The following is a 17,480-nucleotide window of genomic DNA, read 5'->3' on the forward strand; positions in this document are numbered from 1 at the left end:
TTTTAATTAATCAACTGTTGTTGTAGTTCATGTATTTCATCGCGAACAGAGCCCGCTTTTTCAAATTCTAGGTCGCTTGCGTATGCATGCATTTTGGTTTCAAGCTGCTTAATTTGCACGGCAATTTCTTTCGCACTAAGTACCTTTTTAGACTCTTTACGAATAAGTTTAAGGTTGTCTTTAGGAGCCGCTTCTTCGCCTACATCCATTACATCAAGTATTTTTTTAGCCAGAGCATGAGGCTCTATACCGTGCTCAACGTTGTATGCATGCTGAATTTCGCGCCTGCGTGCTGTTTCGTCCATGGCTTTTGCCATTGATTTTGTAATTCTGTCGCCATATAAAATAGCGCGGCCATCTAAGTGACGCGCAGCACGGCCAATGGTTTGTATCAGCGAGCGAGCCGAGCGTAAAAAACCCTCTTTGTCAGCATCAAGTATGGCAACAAGTGCCACCTCTGGCATATCAAGGCCTTCTCGCAGTAAGTTAATGCCCACTAACACATCAAACACGCCAGCTCGTAAGTCACGAATTATTTCTACGCGCTCAACGGTATCAATGTCTGAATGTAAGTAACGTACTTTTACATTATGCTCGCTTAGGTAGTCTGTTAAATCCTCAGACATACGTTTAGTAAGTGTAGTTACCAGTACGCGTTCGCCCTTCTCCACACTTTTGTATATTTCTGAGAGTAAATCATCAACCTGATCGCCCACAGGACGTACTTCTATAAGTGGGTCGAGCAGCCCTGTTGGGCGAATTACTTGCTCTGCTATTTCACCCGCACAGCGCTCTAACTCAAAGTCGCCAGGCGTTGCCGATACATAAATAGTTTGTGGTGCTATGGCTTCAAATTCTTCAAAACGCAGTGGCCTATTATCCATTGCTGATGGCATTCTAAAACCATACTCAACAAGGTTTTCTTTACGGCTTCTGTCGCCTTTATACATGGCGCCAATTTGCGATACGGTTACGTGCGATTCATCAATAATCATTAATGCGTCATCAGGTAGGTAATCAAGCAATGTTGGCGGCGGATCGCCTGGCGTACGCCCAGATAAATAGCGGCTGTAGTTTTCTATACCCGAGCAATAACCAAGCTCGGTCATCATTTCTATATCGTATTGCGTTCGCTGTGCTACACGTTGCTCTTCTACTAACTTGTTTGCACTGAGTAACTGGGCGCGTCGCTCTTTTAGTTCTTCTTTTATTTTTTCGATAGCGCCAAGTATCTTTTCACGCGGGGTAACATAGTGCGTTTTAGGATAAATAGTAGCGCGCACTATATGCTTTTCAATTGCACCGGTAAGCGGGTCAAAAATACTTAAGCGCTCTATTTCATCATCAAACATTTCTACACGTACAGCAAAAGTGTCTGATTCTGCTGGGAATATGTCAACTACTTCGCCACGTACACGGTATGTACCTCGGCTAAAATCTATATCATTGCGGGTATATTGTATTTCAGCAAGGCGGCGTAGCATGTCGCGTTGATCGACTTTTTCGCCCACTTTTAAAAGTAGCATCATTTTCATGTACGATTTAGGGTCACCCAAACCATAAATAGCCGATACCGATGCCACAATAATGGTGTCGCGACGCTCAAGCAATGCTTTGGTCGCACTTAAACGCATTTGCTCTATGTGCTCATTTATCGAAGCATCTTTTTCAATAAATGTGTCGCTAGATACAACATAGGCTTCTGGTTGGTAGTAATCGTAATACGATACAAAGTATTCAACCGCGTTTTTAGGAAAAAACTCTTTCATCTCGCCGTATAGCTGCGCAGCCAATGTTTTATTGTGCGCCATTATTATTGTTGGACGATTTAAATCGCTAATAATATTGGCCATAGTAAAGGTTTTACCTGTACCGGTGGCACCTAATAACGTTTGGTGTGCAAGCCCCGCTTCTAACCCTTCGCATAGCTGTTTAATGGCGGTAGGCTGATCGCCTGCTGGTTTGAAATGTGATTTTAACTGAAAATGGTCGCTCAATTATTGCACTCCTGTAACGATTCGCCGCTCAGCGCTTCTAGTTTTTTCATAAACCATTTATATGCCACTATTGCTGTAAATAAATTACCTATGGCAGCGCCTATAAATAACCCTAATAATCCGGCTATTTCGTTGCCGATATAAGCAAATGGTACATAAAATATGAATAAACGAATAACGCTTAGTACCAATGCGTTCATTGGTTTGTGTAAAGCATTAAACGATGAGTTTGATAATATGATCACCCCTTGTAAGCCATAGCTTAGTGGGATGGTATAAATAAAGAGCTTAATTACATCTATTACGGCTTGTTCTTTACCAAATAATTGGCTTATAACACCTGAAAATGCAATTAGTAATACGTAAATGGCAAATTGCCATACCATCACAAATTTGAGTGTGCCGGTATACGCTTCTTTAACTCGGCATAATTTGCCAGCCCCAAAGTTTTGACTCACAAATGGCGGTAATGTCATCGATAGCGCAAGCACTAAAATACTTGCAATAGATTCTATCCGGCTTCCTACTCCAAATGCGGCCACGGCTTCTGGCCCATGATGCGCTACTAAGGCGGTCATTACAGCCATTGCAACAGGTGTAAGCATGTTTGCACCTGCAGCAGGTAAACCAATTTTTAATATTTTACGAATAGCGCCAGTTACAGTTTGCTTGCCCGCTTTGAGACTCAACAAACGTTTTTTAACCGCTAATATATATAAAATAATAACCACAGCGACCGACCATGCGACAACACTTGCTATGGCAGCGCCTTGAATTCCTAACGCGGGTACCGGCCCAAAGCCAAATATCAGTATTGGGTCAAGTACGGCGTTTATCAGCCCGGCTCCGCCCATTACTATACTTGGCGTTTTGGTATCACCGCTGGCACGCAGTACCGAATTACCAATCATTGGGGTTATTAAAAATACGCTACCGATAAACCATACATTCATGTATTCATGTATTAACGGCAATACTTGCGCGCCCGCTCCTAGTAAAGTAAATATGGGGTCAATCAGTAAATATCCAACAGATGACAACACAATAACCAAAACCACACCAACCATTAAAGAAATACTGGCATCAAAACGTGCTTCATCAATTTTATTACTGCCGAGCGCTTTCGCTATTACTGCTGATGTACCGATCCCCAGCCCTATTGCTAAGCTGATAACGGTAAAAGTAACTGGAAATGTAAAGCTCACGGCAGCTAATGGTTCGGTGCCAAGTAAACTTATAAAAAAGGTGTCTACAATATTGAACATCATTAGTGTGATCATGCCGAATATCATCGGTATGGTCATCGTCTTTAATGTAGGCAAGATAGGATCGTTTAGTAAATCTGGGCGAGTCTGAGATTTTGAAATTGCGCGCATGAAATAAATAGGCCTCTTTTACTGAACGAATCATTTTAAAGCATCAAGACAGTTCAAGCCACGGATTTATCACTACAATTGATGTAATTACGTAAGTAAATATTCTAAAAAATAGTAAAACTTGGTTTTTACATCTTTTTGTTAAAATAGAGCCTAAACACGCCAAAAAACAATTAAAACACATTTTTATAACTTTTATTACAAACACCCTGTGTTATCTGATGCTTTTTTACACAAAGCAACTACTTGGTTTATCGTTACGAAAAAATTCATTCATGGAGTTACATCTATTAGCCACCAAAACATAACCTACTGTTTTACAATGAATAAAAAATAGTGATTTAAAAGCTTGAAATCGTTGTAGCACCCTAAAACATTGGTGCCGATGATGTTCTTAAAGTTTCATAAACAGAGTTATCCACAGAAACCGTGGATAACTCATTCAAAGCCGCATTTATAAAGGCCTTGAGAGACTCGCAATTTTCGCTGAGGTCCAACCAATTGTTGATTTGCTAACTGTGGCATTTTTATAAACTCACACTGAAAACGCAAGCTTGCCGATTTTTCTTCTTAACATACTTATACGTTAGTAAATAAAAAACGTTTAATACAAAGTTAAGTTATTGATTGTTCTATTTTTGAGCGAAGATAATAAATGCTCAATTTATAGATCAAAATTGGATCACTATTAAGAGGGACAATACTTTTATGACTATTCGTGCAGGTATATTTTTAGAAAATTAAAATAAAAAAGTAAATAAATACGAAGAATACCCCAAAGTAAAAAATGAAATTTTATGTTTTTGAGTTGTTTTTTAATTACAAGCGGCCTTAATGGCGTGTTTAATTTAACCAATTTAAAGACTCAACAACAATAAAACTCGCATTAGTATTCTTAAATTCTTAAAAAAACAGCTTTAATAGAGCTATAAATCACGCAGATCGAACACAAAAACAACGAATAAACCTCTTTTTTCAATTTATGACTTTTATATGTTGACACTTTGCGGCTCGGTCATTAATATTTCGCCCCGTTGAAAGGCAAGACGCTTCCCCCTTAGCTCAGTTGGTTAGAGCGACGGACTGTTAATCCGCAGGTCCCCCGTTCGAGTCGGGGAGGGGGAGCCAAGTTTTTCAACCATAAACGATTCCCCCTTAGCTCAGTTGGTTAGAGCGACGGACTGTTAATCCGCAGGTCCCCCGTTCGAGTCGGGGAGGGGGAGCCAAGTTTATGTTTATGATGTAGTTCCCCCTTAGCTCAGTTGGTTAGAGCGACGGACTGTTAATCCGCAGGTCCCCCGTTCGAGTCGGGGAGGGGGAGCCAAATCATCATAATAATATCAGTACTTTAGTTCCCCCTTAGCTCAGTTGGTTAGAGCGACGGACTGTTAATCCGCAGGTCCCCCGTTCGAGTCGGGGAGGGGGAGCCAATTCTAAGAATTTCATAGACATTCCAAGCTATTTCCACTACTCTTCCTTATATAACTAAAGCATTAGTTTAATTCTTTAATGCGCTGTACTTAGTTTATTAATCAAGGACTTGATTCCTTCCCTTTTGATTATTAAAAGACTGAAAACATGGCTGGATTTAAAAAACTTATTTTTATACAAATTATCTCTTGGTTATTGTGTGTTGCAGCAGGAAGCTACTTCATATCTATAAGCTTTGATACTGCGGTAAGTGATGCACAAAAAAATGCACAAACGACTGTTACTAAGTATATTAATGACCTTTCTTTAGACGATATTTCTGCTCAAAATTTAAAACAATCAATTGCAGATGGTAATACGTTTTCAAGCTTTACTCTAAGAGATTACCAAGGTGCTGAAGTATTTAGCATTAACCCCCCTACTCAATTACCAATGTTTGCTGATTTTGTACTCTCTAACTTTAACTCTGTACGCCCACAGTTTGCTGTAAACGATGCCGCAGATATAAAAGTTGAATTTGTACTTAACATTGAGCATTTAGCGTCGCAGCTACAAACGTCCCTTTTTATTGTTATTTTGATTTCTGCTATTTTAGTTATTATTCCAATAATTCTAATGAAATCTATTTTTTATCATTTAAATAAAAATATAAGTACAACAGTTGCTGACATTATCGATATTTATATCAATCAAAACCAAGTTGATAACGATTTAGAAACAGCACTAGATGGCACTCGGTTGAAAAAAATGGGAAAAGATTTAGTACCTAGTTTTAATCGGTTATCACATTTTTTAAAAAACAAAAACGAAGACATACAAAGCGCTGCTATGACTATCAAGCATGAAGCGTACAAAGATGTAATTACCTCGCTTGGTAATCGTAATATGTTTGTTGAGTACTACGAAAAAAATATTGAAAACACTGAGCAAAGTACATTTGGCTCTTTAGCTATGGTACGTTGTAGCGAGCTACAAGCTATAAACCAAACCCGTGGTTATCAAAAAGGTGATGAGTACGTTAAAGGCGTTGCCGATATTATTAAGCACATAAGCGGCACTTACACTGGTAGCCAAGTATTTAGATTAAACAGCTCTGATTTTGCGGTAGTACTCCCCCACATTCCTTTAAAAGAAGCTGAGCGCTTTGGTGAAAACCTGCAATCGCGCTTCACGCAGTACCAACAAAACCAAGAGTTAAGCTCGGTAGCTAATACGGGTATTGTAGGTTACGAAAAAGGTAAACCGTTAGGCGAACTACTTTCTGTTGTTGATAACGCGATGAGCATGGCGCAGTCAAAGCAAGTTAATGCATGGCACGTACAACGCGAAACCGATTTAGTTAATAACGTAAGTGCGGGGTTTGGTAATCAAAACTGGCGTAAGGTTATTAAGGAAGTTATTGAATCTAAGCGTGTGCATTTAGTGATGCAAAACATTATGCCGCTTGGTAAAAGCATAAAAGCCTACGCTGAAGTACAAGTTCGATTTAAAACAGAAGACAATCAAGTACTGCCTACCGCTTCTTTTTTAGCAATGGCCGAAAAACTTGATATGGCAATAGAAATTGATCGCCTGATAATCGACTCTTCTCTTGAAAAAGTTAAAAGCCGTAATTTATCTGAAAAGTTTTTTGGTTTAAACGTAACAGCCTCAAGTGCACACAACGATCAGTTTGTAATTTGGCTAGAGCGCCGATTATTGAAAGATACGCATATTGCATCTAAACTAGTATTTGAGGTAAGCGAGTTTGGTTTACAGCAAAACATCAAGGCTAGTAAGCGCTTTATCGACATGGTTCACCGTGTTGGCGCACGCGTTACAGTTGAACGTTTTGGTGTTGGCTTAACTTCATTTAAGTTTTTCCGCGATTTAAAACCTGATTTTATTAAAATGGATGCAAGTTATACTCGCGGTCTAGAAGATGATAAAAATAATCAGTACTTTATGCGCTTAATGGTCGATTTAGCCCACCGCATTGGTGTTAGCGTATTTGCTGAAGGCGTTGAGAGCCAAGAAGAGAAACACATTATAGAAACGTTGTGTTTAGATGGCGTTCAAGGTTATTACATAGAAAAACCTAAAGACATTTAATTAGTTTTCAATTAATACAAAAAAGAGCATTCGTTGCTCTTTTTTTGTTTCTGCTATTTGACTAATTCCTTACATCAAAATCACATTAATTTTACAGCCTTGTGATCAATATGTTTGTCCTTGCGTTTATTTAACTGATAACGACTCGCAAATGTTGTTTATCGGGGCAGAAAAAAGGATAATAAGCAGGACTTTAATAGCGTGAGGCACACATGACAGAATATGTCTTGTTATTGATTGGAACCGTTCTGGTTAATAACTTTGTATTAGTACAATTTTTAGGCTTATGTCCGTTTATGGGCGTATCAGGTAAGCTTGATACGGCGATTGGTATGTCTTTGGCAACCACGTTTGTGCTTACCCTTGCCTCTGTAACTAGCTATTTAGTTAATCAATATATTTTAATCCCTCTGGATATCGCCTTTTTACGCACCATGAGCTTTATTTTAGTGATTGCCGTTGTAGTGCAATTTACCGAAATGGTTGTGCGTAAAACCAGCCCTACTCTATATCGTTTATTAGGCATATTTTTACCGCTGATCACCACTAACTGTGCGGTATTAGGTGTGGCTTTATTAAATATCAAAGAAGATCATTCGTTTTTACAATCTGCGGTATATGGTTTTGGTGCTGCGGTTGGTTTTTCTTTAGTGCTTGTATTGTTTGCAGCACTACGAGAGCGTTTAGCAGCTGCTGACGTTCCTACGCCTTTTAAAGGCGCCTCTATTGCAATGATCACTGCAGGCTTAATGTCGATGGCGTTTATGGGTTTTACTGGATTAGTGAAGTTTTAATATGACCTTGTTTTATGCCTTGATAGCGATTGGTTCGCTAGCACTCATTTTTGGACTTATTTTAGGGTTTGCAGCAATTCGCTTTCGCGTTGAAGGTAACCCTATTGTTGAGCAAATAGATACGATTTTACCGCAAACTCAATGCGGACAATGTGGCTACCCGGGCTGCCGCCCTTACGCCGAAGCCATAGCTAATGGCGATGAAATAAATAAATGCCCACCAGGCGGCGAATCTACCATGAAAAAGCTTGCCGGCTTAATGGGGGTTGATGAAAAACCACTTGCCGGTGGCGAGCAAGCAGAACCTATAAAAACAGTGGCTTATATTCGCGAAGATGAATGTATTGGCTGTACCAAATGTATTCAAGCCTGCCCAGTTGACGCTATTTTGGGCGCAACTCGTCAAATGCATACCGTGTTAATTGATGAATGTACTGGCTGTGATTTATGTGTTGAGCCTTGCCCTGTAGATTGCATTGATATGCTACCTGTAGCCGAAACTAAACAAAACTGGAAATGGCAGCTAGATGCTATTCCTGTTACACAAATAGATTAGAGGTTTGAGTGGACAAGTTACTTGAACAAATAAAAAAAGGCACCGTGTGGGCATTTCCTGGCGGCATACACCCACCACAACAAAAATCACTCTCTAATAGTGCGAGTATCACTCGCCTACCCTTGCCCGACAAACTCATTGTTGCGCTTAAGCAGCACATAGGCGCAAATGGTAAGTTACTTGTAGAAAAAGGCCAACACGTATTAAAAGGCCAACCACTAACAGAACCCGCTGCTAACTGGTCGGTACCTGTACATGCGCCAAGCTCTGGTGTAGTTACTGATATTGCACCTATGCCATCAGCACATCCATCGGCCCTGCCTGAACTAAGTGTTATTATTGAACCAGACGGCAAAGACGAATGGGTAGCTTTAAATAAAAATAAAAATCCTGCTGAGCTTAGCCATGATGAGCTTATAAATATTATTCACCAAGCCGGTATTAGCGGTATGGGTGGTGCTGGTTTTCCTACTTATGTAAAAGCAGATACCAAGCAACCTATCGAATTTTTGATTGTAAATGCTGTTGAGTGCGAACCTTATATTACTGCCGATGACGTTTTAATGCGCGAACACGCTAAAGAAGTTATCCAAGGCATTGAAATAATGCAGCAACTTTTAAACCCAACACTGTGCATTGTGGGTATAGAAGATAACAAGCCTGAAGCTATTGCAGCAATGAAGCAAGCAGCTGAGCATAACTCAAAAATTATTATTCAAACGGTGCCAACTATTTATCCATCTGGCGGTGAAAAGCAATTAATTAAATTACTTACTAACCGTGAAGTTCCTAGCATTGGTATTCCAGCCGATATTGGTATTTTAGTGCATAACACGGGTACTTTGTTTGCCGTACAACAAGCCGTTTATGAAGGCAAACCGCTAATTGAGCGTATAGTTACGGTAACAGGTAACACTATTCATAAACCTGGAAATGTATGGGCACTGCTTGGTACTGAAATAAAGCATTTACTAGATTGCCAAGGTTTCTCTCCTGTACCGCAGCAAAGTGTTGTGATGGGCGGCCCAATGATGGGCTTTACGCTACCCACAGTACGTATTGGCATAGTTAAAACCACTAACTGTATTTTAGCGCCTGATCATAAAGAGCTAGCGGAACCCGGCCCTGAAAAAGCCTGTATACGTTGTAGCGCCTGTGCCGATGCCTGCCCTGCTTCTTTATTGCCACAACAATTGCAGTGGTTTGCTAAATCAAAAGAGTACGACAAACTACAAGAGCACAATTTATTTGATTGTATTGAATGTGGTGCTTGTGCATACGTGTGCCCAAGCGAAATCCCTCTTGTACAGTACTACCGTATAGCCAAAGTTGAAATTAAAGAACAACAAGCTGACAAAATTAAAGCCGACAGAGCAAAAGAGCGTTTTGATGCCCGAAAAGAACGTTTAGAGCGTGAGCAAGAAGAACGCCAAAACCGCCATAAACGCAAACCTGCTGCTAAGTCTGCTGACGAAAAACAAAAAGTAGCTGAGGCACTAGCCCGTGTTAAAAATAAATCAGATAACGGCGATGAAAAATCTGCTGTTGCTGCCGCTATTGCACGCGCTAAAGCTAAAAAGCAACAAGGCGAAGAACTAGAGCCAGATAACAGCGAAGTAGCAAAAGAGCGCGCACTACGTAAAGAACAAGCACGTAAATATAAAGAGCAAAAATCGCAAACAGATGAATCGGCCGCTGCTGCGCCCGTTGATGATAAAAAATCAGCAGTCGCTGCAGCCATTGCTCGCGCTAAAGCCAAAAAGGCAGCACAAGCATTAGATAACGCTGAACAAACAACAAGTGAAGAGCCACAAAGCACGGCACCCGTTGATGATAAAAAAGCAGCAGTAGCTGCAGCCATTGCGCGTGCTAAAGCTAAAAAAGCAGCTAAAGCATTAGATGGCGCTGAGCAAACAACAAGTGAAGAGCCACACAGCGATGGCCCTGTTGATGATAAAAAAGCAGCCGTAGCGGCGGCCATTGCGCGTGCTAAAGCTAAAAAAGCAGCACAAGCATTAGATAACGCTGAACAAGCAACAAGTGAAGAGCCACAAAGTGATGCCCCTGTTGATGATAAAAAAGCAGCCGTAGCGGCGGCCATTGCGCGTGCAAAAGCTAAAAAAGCGGCTAAAGCACTTGAAGAAGCTGAGCAAACAGCAAGTGAAGTGCCACAAAGTGATGCCCCTGTTGATGACAAAAAGGCAGCGGTAGCCGCGGCCATTGCGCGTGCAAAAGCTAAAAAAGCAGCTAAAGCATTAGAAGAAACCGAGCAAACCGTGAGTGAAGCGCCACAAAGCGATACGCCTGCTGATGCTAAAAAAGCAGCCGTAGCGGCGGCCATTGCTCGTGCAAAAGCTAAAAAAGCAGCTAAAGCACTAGAAGATACCGAACAAACTCAGCCCCAAGAGCTACAAGTTGATAGCGCAGCACCTAAGAGTGCAGAAAGTAACACCGATGACTCATCCAATTCTACTGAAGCAGATAAACCTAAATCAGTCGACGATAAGAAAAAAGCCGCCGTGGCTGCTGCAATTGCGAGAGCAAAAGCTAAAAAGTTACAAAAAGAAGGAAATAATCAGTCATGAAATTAACCATGGCCAGTTCGCCGCATAATCACAGCCATAAATCGTTAACGCGATTAATGCTTAGCGTTATTGCTGCGTGTATTCCTGGGCTAATTGCTCAAGTTTTCTTTTTTGGAACAGGTGTGCTTATTCAACTGGTACTAGCGCTTGTTGCTGTAAGCGTATTTGAAGCTGCAATAATGCTAATACGAAAGCGCCCTGTTTGGCCTGCATTAAGTGATGGCAGTGCGTGGCTTACTGCCGTGTTATTGGCATTGAGTATTCCACCACTTGCGCCTTGGTGGATAATCGTTATTGGCTGTTTATTTTCTATTGTTATAGTTAAACAGCTTTATGGCGGCCTTGGGTTTAACTTATTCAATCCAGCAATGGCGGCTTATGTACTGCTATTAGTTTCGTTTCCGGTGCAAATGACCGCATGGTTGCCTGTTACTGATTTAATAAATACGCCAATAGGCTTTGCTGATCAGCTAAGGCTAATATTCACCGATTTTACGGCCTCTGGGTTTAGCCTAGATCAAGTACGCGCAGGGGTTGATGGCCTAACAATGGCAACCCCGCTGGATACTGTTAAAACAGACATAGCCCACGGTTTAACCGTTACCGAGAGCATGCAAAAGCCAATATTTAACGAATGGGCTGGCCTTGGTTGGGCATGGGTTAATTTAGGCTATTTAGTGGGTGGTTTATACTTACTAAAAGCAAAAATAATTAACTGGCATATTCCTGTCAGTTTTATCGTAAGTTTAGCTGTATGTAGTGCTATTGGTTATATCGCATCACCTGGTACAGAGCCGGGCACCCTATTTCACTTATTAAGTGGTGCCACTATGATGGGGGCTTTTTTCATAGCAACCGATCCGGTATCTGCAGCAACAACTAACAAAGGGCGCTTAATTTATGGCGCGCTAATTGGCTTACTAATTTATTTAATTCGTACCTTTGGTGGTTTTCCTGATGCTATCGCATTTAGCGTATTACTGATTAATATTGCAGTGCCGCTAATAGACTACTACACACAACCGCGTACTTATGGCCATGGAGCAGTAAAATGATCATTTCGTCAATGGCTAAAAATGGTGCTATTTTAACTGCGTTTGCGTTAGCTACGACGGGCTTAGTTGCCTCTATCAATGCGCTTACTGCCGATAAAATTGCAGAGCAAGAACAACTGCAACTCACTGCGCAGTTACAAGAAGTGCTCGACCCAAAATCGTACGACAATCAATTATCACAAGATTGCGTAATTATTACTGACGAAAAACTAGGCCCACACGCAAATCAAGTAATTTACCGTGCTCGTAAAAACAATAAACCAGTCGCTGTTGTTATTAGGCATGTTACGCCAAACGGCTACAGTGGCGATATTAACTTATTAACAGCGGTATTGAGCGATGGCACTATTGCTGGCGTTCGTACGACTAAACACGAAGAAACCCCTGGTTTAGGTGACAAAGTCGAAGTTAAAAAATCACTTTGGATCACAACATTCAAAAGCTTAACGGTTGAAGGCGAAGAAGACGCTCGCTGGGCTGTAAAAAAAGATGGCGGCCAGTTTGATCAATTTACAGGCGCGACCATAACGCCACGTGCTGTTGTGGGCTCTGTTAAAAATGCCGTATTGTTCGCACAAACTAATTTTGATGATATTTTTGCAGCACCTAATGCCGAATGTATGGAGGTAGCTAAATGAGTGAGTTAAAAACATTATACAAAGAAGGTGTATGGGTAAATAACCCTGCCCTTGTGCAGCTTTTAGGTTTATGTCCACTGCTTGCCGTTACCTCAACTGTAACAAATGCCTTAGGTTTAGGCTTAGCAACTTTACTCGTACTAATAGGCTCAAATGTTACCGTATCAATTGTGCGTAACTGGGTGCCAAAAGATATTCGTATACCTGTATTTGTAATGATCATCGCGGGCTTTGTAACAATAGTTCAATTACTCATGAACGCTTATACCTTTGGTTTATATCAATCATTAGGGATTTTTATCCCGTTGATTGTAACTAACTGCGCCATTATTGGCCGCGCCGAAGCATACGCCTCTAAAAACCCTGTTCATTTATCAGCATTTGACGGCTTAATGATGGGCTTAGGCTTTATGGCTGTACTGTTAGTATTAGGTACTATGCGCGAACTAATCGGCCAAGGTACGCTGTTTGACGGTGCCGACTTATTACTTGGCCCATGGGCACAGAGCTTGCGCATAGAAGTATTTAACTTTGATAACCAATTTTTACTCGCAATTTTACCACCGGGTGCCTTTTTAGGGCTTGGGCTGCTTATTGCTGCAAAAAACGTAATTGACGCACAAATAAAATCAAAACAAGTTGCACCGCCAGAGGCTGAAAAAGGCCCTCGAGCACGTGTTACTAGCTTAACTTAAGGGGAAAACGTATTAGAGCAACAATTAGCACTAATACGTTTTAAGTTGCATGAATAAAGACAAACGTCACCAAATACTGTCGCGCCTACGCGACGATAACCCACATCCAGTTACAGAGCTTGAATATTCAAGCCCATTTGAGTTACTAGTAGCGGTAACCCTCTCAGCGCAAGCAACCGATGTAGGCGTTAATAAAGCCACTCGAAAGTTGTTCCCTGTTGCCAATACGCCACAAGCCATTTTAGACTTAGGTCACGATACACTGCGTGATTATATAAAAACCATCGGCTTATTTAATTCTAAAGCTGCCAACGTGTACAAAATGTGCCAAATTTTGGTGGATGAACATAACAGCATCGTGCCAGAAAATCGTGAAGCCCTAGAAGCCCTACCAGGCGTTGGCCGTAAAACCGCTAATGTTGTACTCAATACCGCCTTTGGCTGGCCTGTAATAGCCGTAGATACACACATATTTCGTGTATCTAACCGTACAAAGCTTGCCATGGGTAAAGATGTTGTAGCTGTAGAAAAAAAGCTTGAAAAGGTTGTACCAAAAGAATTTAAAGTAGACGTGCATCATTGGCTGATACTGCACGGACGTTACACCTGCGTAGCACGTAAACCAAAGTGTGGCAGCTGTATTATTGAAGACTTGTGTGAGTTTAAAGAAAAAACGGAATAACGAGTTGAAAAGCTATAGTGGTAAAACTCAATTATACAATTTGCTTTTAGCAATTACTTCAGCCTTCTGTATCTGGCTTTCAAATGGCTTTATCACCTTTATTGCTTTTAACGAGTCTGTTGCGGGAGTAACATTTGAAGAACTTTTGATCATATTTTCAAATGTCGATCTTTTACAGGTTTTGACCTTTCCTGAGTTTTGGGAAGCTAATGAAAATCATTCTTTTATTGAGGCCCCAAGTTTTTGGTTTGAGCCGATGACTGTTTTATCTTCTATAAGCTCATTACTTCTTATAATTTTATTTTCAACGTATGTAACTAAGTTGAAGCCTGAAACGATATCTTTATCTCTACTCTTAATTGGATTTTTATACCTGGTTGTTTCATGGGGTGTTTTGCTAGATGTATCTGATGCAAAGATGATTGGGCCCTATTTAAGTATTGGTATTCAAGGTCTATTATTACATTCATTTATAAGTTGCCTAATTTGTGTTTCTACTTTATCAAAAAATGTATATTTTAAATTTAGCACTAATTAGCCTTTCTTTATTCAGTAGCTTTGCATTTCCAAGCGAAATAGATTGGCAAAACAAAGCGGCTGATCATATTAGGTTAAATATAATTCTGTTCATTAATCTTAGCCTTTTCATTCTAATTTTACTTTTCTCATTTCGACATATTAAAAGATTAAAACGACTAAATATAACCATCACTAATGAATCGTTAATCGACCCTTTGACAAAAGTATTAAATAGGAGAGGCTTCCATGAACAAGTTTCACGCTTAGATAAACAAAGCGGCTTTTTACTAATTGCAGATATAGATAACTTTAAACTCATCAATGATCAATTTGGACATAATGCTGGTGACAAAGTCCTTCAAAGAGTAGCCCATGCTCTAAAATTTCAAACTAGAGAGAAAGATATTGTAGGGCGATATGGCGGAGAAGAGTTTGTAGTTTTCTTTCCTAGCCATGATGTTGAAATTGTAAAAATGATTTCACAACGGCTTGTAGAGGCAATTGCGAGTCTTAATTTAACTGATATATCACCTGAATTGCAAAGAGTTACAATTAGTGCTGGTGTAGATAAAGGCGATACAAAACACTGTAAGTTTGAAAAATTATATGAAAACGCAGATAAACTGTTATATCAAGCTAAAAGTGCTGGTAAAAATCAAGTTATCGTATTTGATAACTAACAGGTTAAACCTTGGCTAGCACACTTCTATTCGAACTCTAGTGATAAGATAGCTAATCGTTTAGCTGCCAGTCGATTCTATATTATTAAATAAATTGCGCCGCATTAACTAAACGCTCACTAACAATAAATTGAGTCGTATTTTTAACCCAAGGCCTAGCAATATTTTTGTAATTTAATTTAGATAACCCGCAGAATGTGACTATTAATAGAACATTATCAAAGTATTAATTTCACAACGCTCACTCCTTTGGTTATGCTAGTGGGCATTATAAAATTATATTGCGAAACCCTTTATGCTACCTCTACTTCGTATCTTGATAATTGAACAAGACCCAGCCACTTTACAAGGGCTTTCAACGAATCTGTCAAAGTCCATTCCTAACTTTGAGCGAGACGATATTCATATCGATATTATTGAGTGCCTCGAGCTGAAGCACGCGCTGGAATGTGTAGAGGAAGATGGTGATATTCAAGCCGTGGTTCTAAGCTGGGATATGCACAACAAAGTGGGTGAGCGGATGTATAGCCGCTTTATTGAAGATTTAAAGGCAATTCGCCTTGAGTTGCCGGTTTATGTTATTGGCGACGACACAAAAGGGCTGGAGATCGTAAACGAATCAGAAGAAATCGAATCATTCTTTTTTAAAGATGAAGTGATTTCTGACCCAGAAGCTATTTTAGGTTATATGATTAACGATTTTGACGACCGCTCTGAAACACCATTTTGGACGGCGTACCGTCGTTACGTTGGTGAAGCAAACGACTCTTGGCATACACCGGGTCATAGTGGGGGTTCTAGCTTTAGAAACTCACCTTACATCAAAGATTTTTATCAGTTTTACGGCCGCAATGTATTTGTTGGCGACCTGTCGGTTTCGGTAGACTCGCTAGGTTCATTGTCAGACAGCACTAATACCATTGGTCGCGCTCAAGAATCAGCAGCGGCGACGTTTGAAGTTAAGCACACCTACTTTGTTACAAATGGTTCATCTACCTCAAATAAAATCATTTTGCAGACACTCCTGCGCAAGGGAGATAAAGTAATTGTCGACCGTAATTGCCATAAATCAGTACACTATGGCATCTTGCAATCAGCTAGCTACCCCATTTATTTGGCGAGTATTTTAAATCCAAAATATGGTATTTTCGCGCCACCGTCGTTGGCCGACATCAAGTTAGCAATTGAAAACAATACTGATGCTAAATTACTAGTGCTTACCGGTTGTACCTACGATGGCCTACTTAGCGACCTGAAACAAGTCGTAGATTATGCTCATCAATATGGTATCAAGGTGTTTATAGATGAAGCCTGGTTTGCATACTCTTTGTTTCATCCTAGCTTTCGTCATTATTCTGCAATACATGCTGGGGCTGACTACATCACACATTCGGCGCATAAAGTAGTATCGGCGTTTTCTCAAGCGTCTTATATTCATATTAACGATCCAGATTTTGATGCCGATTTCTTTCGAGAGATTTATAGTATCTACGCTAGTACATCGCCTAAATATCAGCTTATTGCATCGCTTGACGTGTGCCAAAAGCAATTAGAGATGGAAGGCTATAAGCTCCTCAATGCGCTGCTAAATCATGTTGAAGAGTTTAAACAACAGATGGCCTCGCTTAAGCAAATTAAAGTATTAGCTAAGCAAGACTTTATGGAAATATTCCCGCATTTTAGTGGTGATAATATGGGTCACGATCCATTAAAGATCCTTATTGATATTAGTGAGCTACCTTACTCATTAAAAGATATTCATAAATATCTACTGGATGAAATTGGGCTAGAGATAGAAAAATACACACACAGCACCATTTTGGTTTTACTGACGCTTGGCGGCACACGCTCAAAAATAATTCGTTTGTACAATGCATTGAAAAAGCTAGACAGCGGTAAAGTAAAACTATCGAAATCGACGCGTAAAGCTCGCTTACCTGAAAATTTACCAGCCATAGACTTGGCGTGTATTCCAAGCGATGCTTTTTATGGCGACCGCGAATCTGTGCCTATTAGCAAAAGTAACAACCGCATTTGTGCAGGTTTAGTTACTCCATACCCACCGGGCATTCCGCTTTTAGTCCCAGGCCAGCATATCACTGATGATCATGTTGAATATTTGCAAGAGTTGGCAAGCCAAGGACTGACGATACAAGGCAGTTTCGATGGTGAAATTTATGTTCTTAAGGGTAAGGTTAAAAAATAAAGGTATTGGTTTAATACTATCTCGATAATAATACCAATCTGCTTATATACGGGGTCTATTTAACGTTAAGAAAATTACGCTAGAACTAGGCAAAAATTTTTGTATCTAGTTGTTCTAAATAAAAAATTTTTAACGACGTTATAGTGCAATTTAATTCGTTAAATTGATCAAAGAT

General features: G+C 40.2%; 13 protein-coding genes and 4 tRNA genes. 15 read left to right on the top strand and 2 right to left on the bottom strand.

The features are described from left to right. Nucleotides 1-2: 2 nt before the first annotated feature. Nucleotides 3-1,997 (bottom strand): excinuclease ABC subunit UvrB, encoded by a 1,995-nt coding sequence (gene uvrB, locus H5161_RS17050; protein ID WP_039487290.1) that lies wholly within the window; start codon nucleotides 1,995-1,997, stop codon nucleotides 3-5. After that, the gene (locus H5161_RS17055) at nucleotides 1,994-3,373 is read right to left on the bottom strand and encodes an MATE family efflux transporter (protein ID WP_138489356.1); all 1,380 of its coding nucleotides are present in this window, start codon (nucleotides 3,371-3,373) and stop codon (nucleotides 1,994-1,996) included. Before H5161_RS17055 ends, uvrB begins: the two co-directional genes overlap by 4 nt. A gap of 1,051 nt (nucleotides 3,374-4,424) precedes the next feature. Here H5161_RS17055 and H5161_RS17060 point away from each other — a divergent pair. From H5161_RS17060 to H5161_RS17130, 15 genes are all read left to right on the top strand, one after another. Continuing rightward, a tRNA-Asn gene (locus H5161_RS17060) sits at nucleotides 4,425-4,501 on the top strand. Nucleotides 4,502-4,522: 21 nt separating this feature from the next. Then, nucleotides 4,523-4,599 (top strand) — tRNA-Asn (locus tag H5161_RS17065). A 21-nt stretch (nucleotides 4,600-4,620) separates the two neighbouring features. Then, nucleotides 4,621-4,697 (top strand) — tRNA-Asn (locus tag H5161_RS17070). Nucleotides 4,698-4,726: 29 nt separating this feature from the next. After that, a tRNA-Asn gene (locus H5161_RS17075) sits at nucleotides 4,727-4,803 on the top strand. Nucleotides 4,804-4,951: 148 nt separating this feature from the next. Continuing rightward, nucleotides 4,952-6,895 carry an EAL domain-containing protein gene (locus H5161_RS17080; protein ID WP_182693494.1) on the top strand — a complete coding sequence of 648 codons (1,944 nt, stop codon included), beginning with the start codon at nucleotides 4,952-4,954 and terminating at the stop codon, nucleotides 6,893-6,895. A gap of 212 nt (nucleotides 6,896-7,107) precedes the next feature. Beyond that, nucleotides 7,108-7,689 (top strand): electron transport complex subunit RsxA, encoded by a 582-nt coding sequence (gene rsxA, locus H5161_RS17085; protein WP_008172491.1) that lies wholly within the window; start codon nucleotides 7,108-7,110, stop codon nucleotides 7,687-7,689. A 1-nt stretch (nucleotide 7,690) separates the two neighbouring features. Then, complete coding sequence (rsxB, locus tag H5161_RS17090) at nucleotides 7,691-8,245, top strand: electron transport complex subunit RsxB (protein WP_007585357.1); 555 nt, start codon at nucleotides 7,691-7,693, stop codon at nucleotides 8,243-8,245. A gap of 8 nt (nucleotides 8,246-8,253) precedes the next feature. Beyond that, nucleotides 8,254-10,830, top strand: coding sequence for an electron transport complex subunit RsxC (rsxC, locus tag H5161_RS17095; protein ID WP_182769740.1), 2,577 nt, complete (start codon nucleotides 8,254-8,256; stop codon nucleotides 10,828-10,830). Next, a complete protein-coding gene (gene rsxD, locus H5161_RS17100) occupies nucleotides 10,827-11,885 on the top strand; it encodes an electron transport complex subunit RsxD (RefSeq protein ID WP_182769741.1) in 1,059 nt (352 codons plus the stop codon). The genes rsxC and rsxD overlap by 4 nt, the downstream gene beginning before the upstream one ends. Further along, nucleotides 11,882-12,523 (top strand): electron transport complex subunit RsxG, encoded by a 642-nt coding sequence (gene rsxG, locus H5161_RS17105; RefSeq protein WP_002962266.1) that lies wholly within the window; start codon nucleotides 11,882-11,884, stop codon nucleotides 12,521-12,523. The genes rsxD and rsxG overlap by 4 nt, the downstream gene beginning before the upstream one ends. Further along, a complete protein-coding gene (locus H5161_RS17110; protein WP_002962263.1) occupies nucleotides 12,520-13,218 on the top strand; it encodes an electron transport complex subunit E in 699 nt (232 codons plus the stop codon). The genes rsxG and H5161_RS17110 overlap by 4 nt, the downstream gene beginning before the upstream one ends. A gap of 49 nt (nucleotides 13,219-13,267) precedes the next feature. Next, nucleotides 13,268-13,900, top strand: a complete 633-nt coding sequence (gene nth / locus H5161_RS17115; RefSeq protein ID WP_182752793.1) for an endonuclease III — start codon at nucleotides 13,268-13,270, stop codon at nucleotides 13,898-13,900. Then, nucleotides 13,875-14,438, top strand: a complete 564-nt coding sequence (locus H5161_RS17120) for a hypothetical protein (protein WP_154903405.1) — start codon at nucleotides 13,875-13,877, stop codon at nucleotides 14,436-14,438. Before nth ends, H5161_RS17120 begins: the two co-directional genes overlap by 26 nt. After that, nucleotides 14,410-15,099, top strand: a complete 690-nt coding sequence (locus tag H5161_RS17125; protein WP_024591501.1) for a GGDEF domain-containing protein — start codon at nucleotides 14,410-14,412, stop codon at nucleotides 15,097-15,099. Before H5161_RS17120 ends, H5161_RS17125 begins: the two co-directional genes overlap by 29 nt. A 295-nt stretch (nucleotides 15,100-15,394) precedes the next feature. Further along, complete coding sequence (locus H5161_RS17130; protein WP_182769742.1) at nucleotides 15,395-17,305, top strand: aminotransferase class V-fold PLP-dependent enzyme; 1,911 nt, start codon at nucleotides 15,395-15,397, stop codon at nucleotides 17,303-17,305. The last annotated feature ends 175 nt before the right edge of the window (nucleotides 17,306-17,480 follow it).

Source organism: Pseudoalteromonas sp. SG43-5, assembly GCF_014164345.1.
In the GTDB taxonomy this organism is placed as follows: Bacteria; Pseudomonadota; Gammaproteobacteria; order Enterobacterales; family Alteromonadaceae; genus Pseudoalteromonas; species Pseudoalteromonas distincta.